This is a genomic window from Clostridium aciditolerans, from assembly GCF_016316925.1.
Taxonomy (GTDB): Bacteria; Bacillota; Clostridia; order Clostridiales; family Clostridiaceae; genus Clostridium_AM; species Clostridium_AM aciditolerans.
The window spans coordinates 137,729-152,720 of sequence record NZ_JAEEGB010000001.1; the positions used below are offsets into that span (position 1 = coordinate 137,729).

The following is a 14,992-nucleotide window of genomic DNA, read 5'->3' on the forward strand; positions in this document are numbered from 1 at the left end:
CTTTTCTATTTAGTTAATCTGCTTTCTTTCCCACTTCTTCCATACGTACTTTACCTGCCTCGATTGCATTCATTACAATTCCTCTAAATCCTCCTTGCTCTAATGCTCTTACTCCTGCAATGGTAGAACCTCCAGGTGAACAAACCTTATCTTTCAATTTTCCTGGATGATCACCAGTTTCAAGTACCATTTTAGCAGCCCCCATAACAGTTTGTGCTGCCAAAGTTTGAGCCATATCACGTGTAAGTCCCATTTCTACGCCACCATCAGCCATAGCTTCAATTAGCATATAGATGTACGCAGGTCCACATCCACTTACGGAGGTTATAGGATCAATTAAAGCTTCTGGAACTAAGTATGCAACACCTAATGCCTTAAATATGTATAAGGCTATCTCTCCATGCTGCTGAACTGCATTTTTTCCTAAAGCCAATCCTGATGCACCTATATTAACCAGCATCGGAGTGTTAGGAATAACTCTCACTACTGGAACCTGTTCTAAGTATTTTTCAATAGTAGAAGTCTTAGCGCCTCCTACTATTGATATTATCATATGTCTTTCATTCCATTTACAATTCTTTATATTCTCTAAAACTTCCTTTAGGGATTGAGGCTTTACAGCTAACATTATAATATCACAATTATTTATTAAGTAATCATATCCTGCGCTTCTATCACTGCTGGAATTGACTATACAAAGATTTTCTTTTAGATATTCCAATCTTGAATTTAAGATATCCATTACATAGATATCTTCAGTACTGCATAACCCAGCATTAATTATCCCTTTAATTATGGCCTCACCCATCTGGCCTCCACCTATAAATCCAAATTTTTTGCCTAGCTTACTCATTTTAATTCCCCCTAAAATGTTTATTTTCTGAATCATACAATAATTTTATGCTTTTGTATATATTTTTATATACATATTAATATTATTTTTATTTTATTACTTTACAAATTTAGTACGTTAAAGTATAATAAGTACTGTAATAAATCTAAAATTGTTTGGGGGTTAATAAAAATGAAAAAAAGATTAGTATTACTGACTATAGTTATATTTACATTAGGAATATTCTTATCAGGTTGTGGACAAGCCAAACAATCTGTTGATAATTCTTGGAATGATATTAAACAAAAAGGAGAATTCGTGGTTGGATTAGACGACAGCTTTCCTCCTATGGGCTTTAAAGATGACAAAGGAGAAATTGTTGGCTTTGACATTGATTTAGCTAAAGAAGCAGCAAAAAGAATGGGCGTTAAAGTAGTATTTAAACCAGTTCAATGGGATGGAATTATACTTAGCCTAAATAATAAAGACATAGATGTAATTTGGAATGGACTAACTATTACAGATAAAAGAAAAGAACAGATAGCATTTTCAAAAGTGTATCTTCAAAACAAGCAAATTATTGTAGTAAGAAATGATTCACCAATAAGTTCAAAAAAAGACTTATCAGGTAAGGTAGTTGGATTACAACTTGGAAGTAGTAGTGAAGCTGCTTTATCCGCAGATACAAACACTTCAAAATCTCTAAAAGAAGTTAAAAAGTACTCAGATAATACTGAAGCATTGATGGACTTGAAACAAGGACGCTTAGATGCAGTAGTTGTAGATGAAGTTGTTGGCAGATATTATTTATCTAAAAAGCCTGGAATATACAAAACTCTTAATGACGATTTTGGAAAAGAGGATTATGGTGTAGGTATCAGAAAGACAGATTCAAGCTTTAAAGAAGAGTTAGATAAAGCTTTAGACTCTATGAAAGCTGATGGAACTGCTGATAAAATATCTCAAAAGTGGTTTGGCAAAAATATTATTGCAAAATAGAAAGATAGGATGTGATTTAAATGGCTAATCTTACGGATATTACAGGGTTTATTCTAAAGGGAAGCTTAATAACTTTAAAACTTTTTATAATAGTGTCTATATTCTCAGTGCCTTTAGGAATCCTAGTTGCTATAGGAAAAATCTCAAAGATAAAACCCTTAAAAACTATATTAAGTTTATATACATGGGCCTTTAGAGGAACTCCTTTGCTATTACAACTGTTTTTTACTTACTTCGGTCTTCCTGTAATAGGTATAAGATTAGAACCATTAACTGCTGCTAGTATTGCTTTTAGTATAAACTATGGAGCATATTTAGCTGAAATATTCAGAGCCGGTATTGAATCCGTAGATAAAGGTCAGTTTGAAGCATCAAAAGCTCTAGGTATGAATTATAGACAAACTATGGTATATATTATAATTCCACAGGCAATCAAAAACGTTATTCCTCCTATTTGTAGTGAAAGTATAAACCTTATTAAGGATACGGCATTGGTTGCAGCTATTGGTATAGGTGACCTTCTAAGGGCTGCAAAAGAGATTGTAACCAGAGACTTCACCATAACACCATTTATGATAGCTGCTGCCATATACTTATTAATCACTTCAGTTTTGGTTATAACGTTTAGAACACTTGAAAAGAAATATTCTTATTATTAATAATCAATCTTTAAACTTATTAGAAAAACAAGTTCTTGTTACTTATTGCTGACAAAGCTTGTTTTTTCTTTTTTATTTTCCTTATTATTAGGATCATCTAAACACTCCTTTAAGCACTCCTCAATTACATCCATTGGTATTTTAAAAATATTACTATCCTTCACAAGTCTTTCCTCCTTTATTTTGTCTAAAATTTAATATTTATATATAGTTATATTTTAAATATAAATACATATATGTAAAAATATAACTATATAATATCACATTTTTATTATTTTTAAACTACAATTTCAAAAAATTTATTTAATATTTTCAAATATTTGGATAACCTTTCACTATATGTTTTAATAATATATATATATATTCGTAATTTATAAAAATAGTGCTATTAAATTAAAAAATTTAAAGAGGTGTATTATACTATGAAAGCTGATGCTGTCTTTGAAGGCGGTGGTATGAGAGGGGTAGGTATAGTTGGAGCCTTAACTTATCTTGAAGCTCAGGGCTATGAATGGCAGCGTGTTGCAGGAACTTCCGCAGGTGCAGTAATAGCTGCTCTTATTGCCGCAGGTTATACAGCCAAGGAAATGAAGCAGATATTGATGGAAATGGACTTTAGTGATTTTTTAGATAAAAGCGGATTACAGAGACTTCCTTTAGTAGGAAAAGCTTTTGGTTTTCTTGTTGAAAAGGGCATTTATTCTGGAGAATACTTTGAAGATTGGATGAGTAAACTTTTAAAAGCAAAAGGTGTCCGTAAATTTAAAGATGTAACCTTCAATGGAGAGTGTAGATTAAAGATAATAGCTTCTGATATAACAAGACGAAGAATATTAATACTTCCAGACCACTTGCCTAAATACGGAATAAATCCAATGAGATTTTCAATAGCAGAGGCTGTTAGAATGAGCATTAGTATTCCTTTTTATTTTAAGCCTGTACAATTTGTCCATGCAGATGGTATAAGCTATATTGTAGATGGTGCCGTTTGCTGCAACTTTCCACTTAACATATTTGATGTTAAAGGAAGTCCTAGATGGCCAACTATTGGTTTTAAATTTGATAGTCCTGAAATAAGCAATACAAAGCAAGGAAAAACAGATCCAATATCTTTTTTATTTGATATTGCAAATACACTTTCTGCTGAGAAAAATAGAGAATGGTTAAAAAATGAAAACCTAGCAAGAACTATACTCATCCCTACTGGCGAAGTTGAATCTACAGACTTTCAGCTTTCAAAGAGAAGAAGCCTAAAGCTTTTTAAATCCGGTTATAAAAGCGCTGCTAAATTTCATGAGAGCTGGAATTTTGAAGATTACGTTAGGATCTATAGATGTAATAATGTCGATATTAATAATTCCTTAGCTAAGTAGCACATTATAAAAATCTTGCGATGCAAAATTTTTATTAGAGGACAATTGACAATTAACAGAGGACAATGAAGGAGGATTTTTCGACCTTAAAAAAATAAATTAGTTTTCTGACGCAAGGAAGAAAACTCACCTTCACTGTCAATTGTCCTCTGTCAACTGTCCTCTAAAAAATAATACGTCGTATTATTTTTCTCTTTTACCATATAGCTCCGCTATTTTAACTATAACTTCAACTGATTTTTCCATTGATTGAATTGGCATATATTCAAACCTTCCATGCCAGTTGTGAGCACCAGTAAATAAGTTTGGTGTAGGTAGTCCCATAAATGAAAGTCTAGCTCCATCTGTACCACCTCTTATAGGTCTAACTATAGGTTTTACTCCTACCTCTTCCATAGCTTGGAATGCTATGTCTACAACATATTTTACAGGCTCTATTTGTTCTCTCATGTTTCTATACTGTTCTTTTATCTCAGTAACTACGCAGCCGTCACCATATTTTTCATTTAACTTATTAGTTATATCCTGCATTAATGTTTTTCTTTTCTCAAACTTTTGAGCATCAAAATCTCTTATTATATAGCTAAAAATAGTTTCTTCCACTCCACCATTAAAAGATAATAAATGATAGAATCCTTCATATCCTTCTGTAGTACTTGGAGTTTCATTTGCTGGAAGCATAGAAATAAATTCATTTGCTACAAGAGCTGAATTTATCATCTTATTTTTAGAATATCCTGGGTGATAATTTACTCCCCTTACAGTTACTTTAGCACTTGCAGCATTAAAGTTTTCATACTCTAATTCGCCAATTGCTCCACCATCAACAGTGTAAGCTAAATCTGCATTGAATTTTGCAACATCAAAATGGTCAGCTCCACAGCCTATTTCTTCATCTGGAGTAAATCCAACACGAATATCTCCATGCTTAATTTCTGGATGTTGTATTAAATGTTCTATTGCTGCCATTATTGCAGCTATACCCGCTTTATCATCAGCTCCAAGTAAAGTTGTTCCATCTGTAGCTATTATATCTTTACCTACGTAGTCTTTTAGCTCTGGTGATTCTGATACACGAAGCACTATATTTTTCTCTTCATTTAAAACAATGTCGGAACCATCATAGTTCTTAATAATTTTAGGATTTACATTTTCTCCTGAAATTTCTGGGCTTGTATCCATATGCGCTATAAAACCGATTACAGGAACATCTCTATCTACATTTCCTGGCAAAGTAGCCATTATATATCCATTATCATCTAAGGACACATCCTGCATTCCTATTTCTTTTAGTTCTTCTACTAGTACTTTAGCTAAAACTAATTGTTTTTCAGTACTTGGACACTTATCAACGCCATCCTCTGATTGAGTATCAAATTTAACATACTCCAAAAATTTTTCGACAACTTTTGACATAATAATTCCCCCTATTATTTATTCTTTTTATAATCCCCGCCTAAAAATTATATCATTATTCGCAATAAGTGGCAATTTATCTCTAATAATGTTAATACTAATAATTCCTCAGCCAATTGGTAAAACATAGAATTAAAAGACCGAAAGTTAACCTCCGGTCTTTTTTAATCTTATTATTTTTCCATTTTTGAAGACAGTTCAGCTATCTTTAATATAACTTCAACTGCTTTCTCCATTGATTGAACTGGAATATATTCAAATCTACCGTGGAAATTGTGTCCACCAGTAAATATGTTTGGTGTAGGAAGTCCCATGAAAGAAAGTCTTGCCCCATCTGTACCACCTCTTATAGGTCTAACTAATGGTTTTACACCTACTGATTCCATAGCCTCGAATGCAATATCAACTATATATTTTACAGGCTCTACTTTTTCTTTCATATTTCTATATTGCTCTTTTATCTCTACAGCTACAGTGCCTGAACCATATTTTTCGTTAACTTTGTTAACTACATCTTGCACAAAAGTCTTTCTTGATTCAAATTTCTCTGCATCAAAATCTCTTATTATGTAACTTAATTGTGTTTCTTCTACTCCACCATTCATTGAAACAAGATGATAGAATCCTTCATATCCTTCTGTTGTACCTGGAGTTTCATTTTCAGGCATCATACTCATAACTTCTTTAGCTATAAGCATAGAATTTATCATTTTATTTTTAGCATATCCAGGGTGAACATTTCTTCCGGATATAACTATTTTAGCTGATGCTGCATTGAAGTTTTCATACTCTAATTCACCAATTGCTCCACCATCCATAGTATACGCAAAATCTGCATTAAATTTTTCAACATCAAAGTGGTCAGCTCCACGTCCAACTTCTTCATCTGGAGTAAACCCAACACGAATATCTCCGTGTTTAATTTCTGGATGTTGAGTTAAGTATTCCATTGCTGCCATTATCTCAGCTATACCAGCTTTATCATCAGCTCCAAGTAAAGTTGTTCCATCTGTAGTGATTATAGTATTTCCTATATATTCTTTTATTTCTGGTGATTCCTCTACACGAAGAATTAATTTTTGCTCTTCATTTAAAACGATATCATTACCATCATAATTTTCAACAATTTTAGTCTTTATACCATGACCTGGCATCTCTGGACTTGTATCCATATGAGCTATAAAACCGATTACAGGAACGCTTTTATCTATATTTCCTGGTAAAGTAGCCATTATATATCCATTGCTATCTAAGGATACATCCTTCAATCCCATTTCTTTTAGCTCTTTTACTAATTCTTCTGCTAAAACTAGTTGTTTTGAAGTACTTGGGACAGTAGTAGATTCTTCATCTGATCTAGTATCAAATTTAACATAATTTAAAAATTTCTCTACAACTTTTGACATATTTATGCCTCCTATGCTCATTCTTTTTATAATCCTCGCCTAAAAATTATATCACTATTCATGTCAAATGGCAATTTACCTTTAAATGTGAATCTGATATTATCCTTATTAAGAATATTGAATAAAATCATTTAACACAATAAATTAATACCAATTTTATAATTCAATAGTGTGATTATTACTATTTTTTTAATATGTATTGCGAAATTATATAAAACTATCAATTTTAAGACTGAACAATTATAGTTAGTATTTGTTAGTATAATTATTGTTATACTATTTATTATTAAAACCAGAATTCTAGTTTTTTAAAGTAGAATTCCGGTTTATATATGTTTTATTTATTGTTCAATACAAATATCTGCCATAATCACCCCATTGATATTTCCCTTTGAATCCTTCATAGGCACTGATATAGCTATACAATAATTAAAGCTTACATTAGATATATATGATTCAGTACTATATTCATTACCATTCATTGATTCTCTAAAATATGGACGAAATGAAAAATCATTATTATCTTTCGATATTTGATGACTCGCAGATCTCATTATTCCCTTGCTATCAATTATACCTATATATTCAAATTCTTTATTGGCATCCAATAATTCTTTTAAAAATTTTGAGGAGTTATCAAATCCCAAGGACCTGCTATCTAATTCCTTTAGAATATCTTTTAATTTATCAAATCCTCCTTTGATAATTTTTTCTTCTTTTTCCCCTATATTTATATTGTTAATGAACTCTTTAAGCTTTAGATCAATACCGTCAGCAGATTCATTTATCTTATCAATTAACCCAGTAAGCTCCTGCATAGAAACTGTTTGTTCTTCTGCTGAAGCTGAAACCTCTTGTGTAAATGCTAAGGACTCTTGAGTACTAGAAATCATATCATTTACCAAATCATTAACGTTGTCTGACATAGTATATGTATCTTTTGCTAGCTGCTGTATAGCATTTACTGCTTTATAAGTTGACTGAGTAGACTCTGTTATTTTAGTAAAAGAATCTTTAGATTTATCAGCAAATAGTATGTCTTCATTTATCCCTTTAACCTGCATGTCAGCTTCTTGTGTTATTTTTGTGATTTTATCAGTTATATCTTCAATAAGTTTTCTTATTTCTCCAGCCGAACTAGATGACTGCTCTGCTAATTTTCTAACCTCTTCAGCTACTACTGAAAAACCTTTGCCATGTTCTCCAGCACGAGCAGCTTCAATAGCCGCATTCAATGCTAACAAATTGGTTCTATCACTTATCTCTGTTACAACTTTTGCTATATTATTTATTTGGTCTGCTTCATTCTGAAGTTCCTTAACACTATTAGCTAAATTATTACTGATATCTCCTGTACTTTTCATTTTTAATATTATATTATTAAAAACTTCCCCATTCTCTTTAATTACTTTTATCATTTCTTCAGCAATACTTTGCGTATCACTTGCGTGCTCTGCTATTTCTCCTGCATTTTCAGCCATTAATTTAGTACTTTCACCTGTAGAAGATGCGTCCTGCGACTGCTTCGATACAGATTCTGCTATTGCTAGAACAGAGTTAGCTATCTCACCAGCAGCTGCTTCTGTCTGCTTTGTATTTTTTTGCAATACTAATGTTAAATCTCTATTTTTTTGTGATACTTCCGCTATTTCACTTAAAATTTTCTTAGTATTATTAACTATTGTATTTGCACTTTTAGCCAACTCATCTAAAAAGCCATTGCTTTTAACTCTTACGGCTAATTGACCTTCTGATATCTTTATAAGGTCACCTTTAAAATCCTCTAACCCTTTAAATACTCTATTAAAATATACAGCAAATGCAATAAAGGATAGTATTCCACAGATAAGTACTACTATTAATATTACTTTAATGTTCTGCTGATTAAACCTTGATACTATATTGTTTATTTCATCCTGCTTATTTAACGTTTCCACAAGAACATTTTGAAGGATTATCTTACCTATGTACGATATCCCTATACCAGCTATTAAAAATACTCCTAAAAACAGTATTGTAGTTAAAGCCATTATTTTACTTTTCATAATACCCCCCCTAATCACTACAGTTCTAATATTTCATTTGTAGAAAACAAATATAGATATTTGTTTTTAACAGGTTTACCTGTCATCATCTCCAGAGCTCTTGTATAATAATGTATCTGCAGCTTATACTTATCCTTGGTTTCGTTTATATCCTTTATATAATCTGTTTTATAGTCTAAAATTACTAATTCTTCATCTTCTTCAAAATAACAATCTATTATTCCTTGAAGTATTATTTTTTCATCTTCATATATATCCTTCTGCAGTTCATTGTATATATCAGTGCAAGATAGCTCTATAAAAAATGGAACCTCCCTATAGACCTTCAAAGCCTTTTTCATTCTTCCCCCTATACTAGACTTAAAAAATAATAATATTTTTTCTATAGGTATAACTTTCGCTTCTGCTTCTGTAATAAATTCTTTTATTACTAAGTCACATATTTGCTCTTTTATATCTTCAATACAAGATGTCTTGTCTAAATTTATGTGTTGCATAATAAGGTGTATTAAAGTTCCCTTTTCTGCCGAAGATATAAATTTATTTTTCTGAAGGAAAGACGGTTTTTTTAGAGTAGATGAAGTTATTAATTCTCTGCTGTCTCCTTCTTCTATCATAGAAAATTTTCTTTTTAATTCTGATACAGAATACTTTGCTGGTATACTACATGCTTCCTTATATTTATATTCCCAGTTAAGTCTTCTATTTATTTCTGAATTATACTCACTTATTTCATTATTTGAGTTAATACTTTCTATTTCCTTTATCATATCTATTTCTTCTAAGTCTTCACTAGAATTGCCCTTAAAATCTTCTTTACTCCAAACCTTAACACTCCACTTTGATTCATCATCTATTTGATTTTGCAAATTATAGTTGCTGCCTGCACACTCTCTAATTAGTCTTCCATCTGCATGCTTTGCTACTGAAGGTCCTATCCAATCTAAATAGCTTTTAGCATTCATAACAGCATATTCAGGTATTTTAATATTATTAAAATCTAATGCACTACACCACTTATCAGCAACCTTTTCAAAACCATTTACCATGCCTGTTAATATAAGCTTTTCTTTAGCTCTTGTAAAAGCAACATAAAGAATCCTCATCTCCTCAGATAATGTTTCTAGCTTTAATTTTTTCTTTAATACCTGTTTTACAATTGTTGGATAAGATATCCTTCTGCTAAGATTAACATAATCTGGTCCAAGCCCCAATTCTCCATGAAACAATACATTTCTATTCATATCCATTAAATTAAAATTCTTACCGCATCCTGCAAGTATTACTACCGGAAACTCTAACCCCTTACTTTTATGTATGCTCATTATTCTTACTACATCTTCATTTTCACCGAGAATCTTTGCACTTCCCATATCTCCGCTGCTATTTCTAAGTTTATTTATAAAATTTATAAAATTAAAAAGTCCTTTGTAGCTTGTTCTTTCATATTGTCTTGCTCTTTCAAATAGGATTCTCAAATTCGCCTGCCTTTGCTTTCCTCCTGGCATAGCTCCCACAAACCCATAGTATCCAGTTGATTTATAAAGATACCATATGAATTCATCGATAGGCATATGAATTACTTTATCTCTCCATATATTAACTTTTTCTACAAAATTACATACTTTCCTTCTGAGTTCCTCTGTTATATGACTCAAATTAACAAGCTCTTCATTATTACTTTCAAATTCTTCATCACACTTGCATATGCATTTTAATGCTTCATGAAATGATATATTTTTATCTATCATTCTAATATCCATTAAATCTTCTGAAGTAAAAGATTCTAAAGGTGAACGTAGAACTGCAATTAATGGTATATCTTGCATTGGATTATCTATTATTTGCAGCAACGACATTATTGTTCTAATTTCAATGGTTTCAAAATACCCTGTAGCTGTATCTGCAAAAACAGGTATACCTATATTGGTAAGTTCTTCTACAAATGTTGGTGCCCAATTAGCCGTAGCACGCATAAGTATCACTATATCTTGGTACCTTACAGGTCTATATCCATTAATGTTTTTGTCATATACATGAAGCTTCTGCTTATCAGAAGAGTTAACAAGTTCATTAATTCTTCTTGCTACTAGCCTAGCTTCTATTTGTATGTTGTCTAACACTTCTTCCGAACCATTATTAATATCTATAGCTTCAGATTCATATTCTTCACTTAAACTATCACTGTTCTTATCTATAAGATGTAGTTCTATATCTCCTCCGCAAATCTGCTCTGTTTCTGGATAAGTTGCTCCACTTTTAAGAGCTTCCTCTTCATCATAATCTAATTCTCCAACATTTACAGACATTATTTGTTTAAATAAGTAGTTAACGCCAGATATTATCTCTGATCTACTTCTAAAATTTTTAAATAATTTTATTTTTCTGTTTCTATCTTCAGCTTTCTCTGAATAAGTATTGTATTTACTTAAAAACAACTCAGGTTTAGCCTGTCTAAATCTATAAATACTTTGCTTAACGTCACCTACCATAAACATATTAGGAATATCGTTCCTGTTTCCTATCATGTTCATTATTACCTCTTGAACTTCATTACTATCTTGATATTCATCAATAAGTATTTCCTCAAATTGCTGCTTATACTCTAAAGCTGTTTCTGAAGGTACTATATTACCATTATCGTCTTCTGTAGTAAGAATATTTAAGCAAAAATGTTCAATATCATTAAAATCTACCATACCTCTTTCTCTTTTTTTGTTACCATACTTTTTATCGAAACTTATTACTAAACTTACCAAACATTTCATCATCGGGTATAATTCTTTCAAATTTCTTTCAATGTTATCATTACTATCAAAAATATCTTCTTTAATATCATTGAGTTTCTTTTTAACTTCATCTCTAATCTTTTTTGTTCTTTCTTTTGCTATCTTATCTGCATCCTTATTCTTTTTTATAGGAAGTTTTTCAAAACTCAAAAGCAAGAACTTTTCTTTAAATTCATCCCATGAACTGCAATTACATATTTCATTGATATTATTCAGGTCATTTTTAAATGGTTCTAAATAATAATCTATTCCTTCAGCCTTTTCCACTATTTCTATAGCCTTTTCCATTTTACTTTTACATCCATAGGCCTCTACTTTTAAATAGTCTAGTAATATGCTTGCCCAGTCTGACTCCCCGAAGTTGTATTCATCTTCTAGATTAAATCTTTCGGCCATTTCCATTAGCCACTTTTCGGGCCAGGGCGAACTTTTAACAAATTCATATAGACTGATCACCATATTTTGAACTTGAAAATCACTTTTCCCACCATATGCATCTACTAGTTCTAGGAAAATTTCATTATTACTATCTTCATAGTTTTCTTCAAACAATTCCTCTAAGCTTTCTTGTTTTAAAAGTATAGACTCTGTATTATCACAAACTCTAAAGCTCGGATCTAAATCTATGAGATGAAAATTATTTTTTATAACTTTTAAACAAAATGAATGTATAGTCATTATATTTGATTGATTTAACAACGTAAGCTGTTTTTGCAACTTTTTAGAATCTGGATTTGTTTCCAGTTCCTTTGCTATAGCATCTCCAATTCTCTCTCTCATTTCAGCTGCTGCAGCATTAGTAAATGTAACAACTAATAGTCTATCAATATCTATATCTTCTTTTTCATCAGTTATTCTTTTTATTATTCTTTCTACCAGAACTGCAGTTTTACCAGCGCCAGCACCTGCTGCTACTAACAAGTTGCAGTTTCTTGTAAAAATAGCATCCTTTTGTTCTTTTGTCCACTTTGTACTCATAATATCACCCACTTTTATTTTATCATAATTCTATACATAAAAATCATCCATATCTAGTATTTTAGTTTATCAAACTACTAGATATGGATGATTTAAAATAATATTAACAAATAATTTTATTTTTCCCTGAATTCTTTGCTTTATATAGATTAATATCTGCTCTTCTTATAACTTGTTCCATATTCTCAGAATTATTCTTTAAGATACTTATGCCCATTGAAACTGTTATACTAGGCTGACTATTTTTATAATAAATTATTGTCTTTTCAATTATTCTTCTTATATGCTCCATTCTGTAATAAACGTAACTAGGCTTATCAACATCATACATACATACTATTATTTCTTCTCCTCCATACCTAGCCACAATATCCTCTTTTCTAAGATTACATTTTATTATATCGCTAATTTTCTTAAGTACAATATCTCCACATTGATGTCCATAAGTATCATTGCACCTTTTAAAATTGTCTAAATCTATCATAATTATTGCATAAGGCTTTTCAGTATTTCTACTGTTTCTTTCAACAATTGAAAAGAAATGATTCCTATTATACAATCCTGTAAGATCATCTATTTGAGAGCTTTCTTTTATCTTATTATAGAGTCTATTATTTTCTATACATATTGCTAACTGATTGCTAAGAGCAGTTAAAAGTTTTATGTGGTTGTCATTTAAGTATTCATAAATGTTATGTTCCACAATAATTACTCCTAATAGGTTATCTTTTAAATATATAGGCATATATATAGAGGAATGAATTTCAGTAGCTTCATTTTTTGATATATTAGTCTGTGAATTTATTAAAGATGTACTTAATCTACAATTATTACTATTAAAATCATGTATTTTATAATGGTGATCTGTACTTTTTAAGTTTGTGGATTTTAATCTTAATATATTATTTTCAGCTAGATATATACTTGAATAAGTTACTCCTAGAATGCCTATCATTATGTCATTAATCATGAAAATTATGTCATCGCTTCCTAAGCATTTATTAATATATTCGCTAATTTCTACTATTAAGGATAACATGTCCAGTTTTTTATCTAATTCTATGATTTTAAAGTTTTGCTTCTGTATTATTTCTTCTGCCATTTTTTGATAGCTTTCATAGTCCTTTTTTAGCTGATCATATTTTTCTAGAAACCACAACATATTCCTCTCCTCTATCCATTTCGAATGGTTAAACAACTTACTTCTTTGTAAATTATTTATAATCATAATTATAGAATACCATAATTCACTATGTATTTTCCATAATATTACTATAAAATATTGCACTGAGAAGTTCTTTATAATAAAAATAGCATAAATATAGAAATATCTTAGTCTACTTCTACAATATGCTTTATTAAAAAATCGTTGAATTACCCCACAATAGAGTTGATCGTTATATCCAGAGCTGTTAACAAATCTAATTCATATGGACATATTTTCTTTTTTGTAATATGATCATAGCTTATCCGTATTATAGGTCTATCTGGGAAAAACTTATTTTGTTTTATAACAAATCCTTCTATACCATTAGAAAGTTTTACACAAACTCCTAATGGATAAATAGAGAAATTCTGTTTAAACTTATCTACTACATCCTTATCAAAAGCAACATTTATATTTGACAATATAAATTCATAGGCTTCATTTGGATTAAATCGTTCTCTATAAGATCGATTAGCGCTTAATGCAGTAAATACATCACATACACTTATAATTTTAGCAAAAATATTTATTTTATCGCCAGTTAACCCTAAAGGATAACCTGTTCCATTAACTTTTTCATGATGCTCAAGTACACCAGCTAAAGTATTGATTTCTATTATTCCTGCGTTCTTTAAAGCATTATATCCATATATAGTATGCCTTTTTATTTCATCAAACTCGCTTTTCTCTAAGACTCCAATCTTATTTATAATTTTCTCAGGAACTTGTATTTTCCCTATATCATGTAATATAGCAGCTGTACCTAAATTGCTCAAATCATCTACACCTAACCCTAAAAAACGGCCTAAAAATATTGACATTATTCCAGTATCAACACAATGCACATAGGTATAGTTATCATACTTATTTATTTCATACAAATTAGTATTAATATCGCCTTCTTTAATTATATAACTAACAAGCTCATTTACCATGTATAGGGATTCTTTTATATTCTTTTGATCCTTGTTAAGTATATTTTTAAAAAGCGACGGAAGCCTTTCCACAGTTCTCTGTTTTAAATTTACTATAGTCCTATCATATTTAATATCATCCAATGCTTCATCCTTTATGTAGATATAATAAAAACCACTTTGTCTTATCCTATTTACATAAGGTACATTCAGTTTGGTCCCTGCTGGAAGCAGTATCTTACCGTAACCATCAAATAATGTCTGAGCTAATATTTCATTCCCCTTTAAATTTCTCACAAGTATAAATCTCATAATAATATCCCCATTTCTCAATATAAGCATTAATATAAACAGAGTTCTTGGCANNGCCCGTT

At 30.6% G+C, this 14,992-nt stretch carries 11 protein-coding genes; 3 read left to right on the top strand and 8 right to left on the bottom strand.

The genetic code is table 11. The features are described from left to right. Positions 1 to 13 precede the first annotated feature (13 nt). Positions 14 to 853, bottom strand: a complete 840-nt coding sequence (gene proC / locus I6U51_RS00615; protein WP_211140664.1) for a pyrroline-5-carboxylate reductase — start codon at positions 851 to 853, stop codon at positions 14 to 16. Positions 854 to 1,024: 171 nt separating this feature from the next. On the opposite strand from proC, the gene I6U51_RS00620 reads away from it, so the two are divergent. Beyond that, positions 1,025 to 1,831, top strand: a complete 807-nt coding sequence (locus tag I6U51_RS00620) for an amino acid ABC transporter substrate-binding protein (RefSeq protein WP_211140665.1) — start codon at positions 1,025 to 1,027, stop codon at positions 1,829 to 1,831. 20 nt (positions 1,832 to 1,851) lie between these two features. Then, positions 1,852 to 2,490: an amino acid ABC transporter permease gene (locus I6U51_RS00625; protein WP_211140666.1), complete on the top strand. Its 639-nt coding sequence runs from the start codon at positions 1,852 to 1,854 to the stop codon at positions 2,488 to 2,490. Between the two features lie 38 nt (positions 2,491 to 2,528). Here I6U51_RS00625 and I6U51_RS24980 read toward each other — a convergent pair whose 3' ends face one another. Further along, positions 2,529 to 2,654: a hypothetical protein gene (locus tag I6U51_RS24980; protein WP_281395899.1), complete on the bottom strand. Its 126-nt coding sequence runs from the start codon at positions 2,652 to 2,654 to the stop codon at positions 2,529 to 2,531. A 258-nt stretch (positions 2,655 to 2,912) separates the two neighbouring features. On the opposite strand from I6U51_RS24980, the gene I6U51_RS00630 reads away from it, so the two are divergent. Then, positions 2,913 to 3,863: a patatin-like phospholipase family protein gene (locus I6U51_RS00630; protein WP_211140667.1), complete on the top strand. Its 951-nt coding sequence runs from the start codon at positions 2,913 to 2,915 to the stop codon at positions 3,861 to 3,863. Between the two features lie 183 nt (positions 3,864 to 4,046). Here the strand turns inward: I6U51_RS00630 and pepT (I6U51_RS00635) are convergent, their stop codons facing one another. The 6 genes from pepT (I6U51_RS00635) to I6U51_RS00660 all read right to left on the bottom strand — a co-directional run bounded on the left by pepT (I6U51_RS00635) (position 4,047) and on the right by I6U51_RS00660 (position 14,930). Continuing rightward, positions 4,047 to 5,279 carry a peptidase T gene (gene pepT, locus I6U51_RS00635; RefSeq protein ID WP_211140668.1) on the bottom strand — a complete coding sequence of 411 codons (1,233 nt, stop codon included), beginning with the start codon at positions 5,277 to 5,279 and terminating at the stop codon, positions 4,047 to 4,049. A 173-nt stretch (positions 5,280 to 5,452) separates the two neighbouring features. Beyond that, positions 5,453 to 6,685, bottom strand: a complete 1,233-nt coding sequence (gene pepT / locus I6U51_RS00640; protein WP_211140669.1) for a peptidase T — start codon at positions 6,683 to 6,685, stop codon at positions 5,453 to 5,455. A gap of 341 nt (positions 6,686 to 7,026) precedes the next feature. Further along, on the bottom strand, positions 7,027 to 8,730 hold the full coding sequence (locus I6U51_RS00645) for a methyl-accepting chemotaxis protein (RefSeq protein ID WP_211140670.1): 1,704 nt from the start codon (positions 8,728 to 8,730) through the stop codon (positions 7,027 to 7,029). Between the two features lie 17 nt (positions 8,731 to 8,747). Then, the gene (addA, locus tag I6U51_RS00650; protein ID WP_211140691.1) at positions 8,748 to 12,500 is read right to left on the bottom strand and encodes a helicase-exonuclease AddAB subunit AddA; all 3,753 of its coding nucleotides are present in this window, start codon (positions 12,498 to 12,500) and stop codon (positions 8,748 to 8,750) included. A 100-nt stretch (positions 12,501 to 12,600) separates the two neighbouring features. Further along, positions 12,601 to 13,659: a sensor domain-containing diguanylate cyclase gene (locus tag I6U51_RS00655; protein ID WP_211140671.1), complete on the bottom strand. Its 1,059-nt coding sequence runs from the start codon at positions 13,657 to 13,659 to the stop codon at positions 12,601 to 12,603. Positions 13,660 to 13,871: 212 nt separating this feature from the next. Further along, entirely contained in the window at positions 13,872 to 14,930 is a 1,059-nt protein-coding gene (locus I6U51_RS00660; protein ID WP_211140672.1) for an HD-GYP domain-containing protein, read from the bottom strand. Positions 14,931 to 14,992 lie beyond the last annotated feature (62 nt).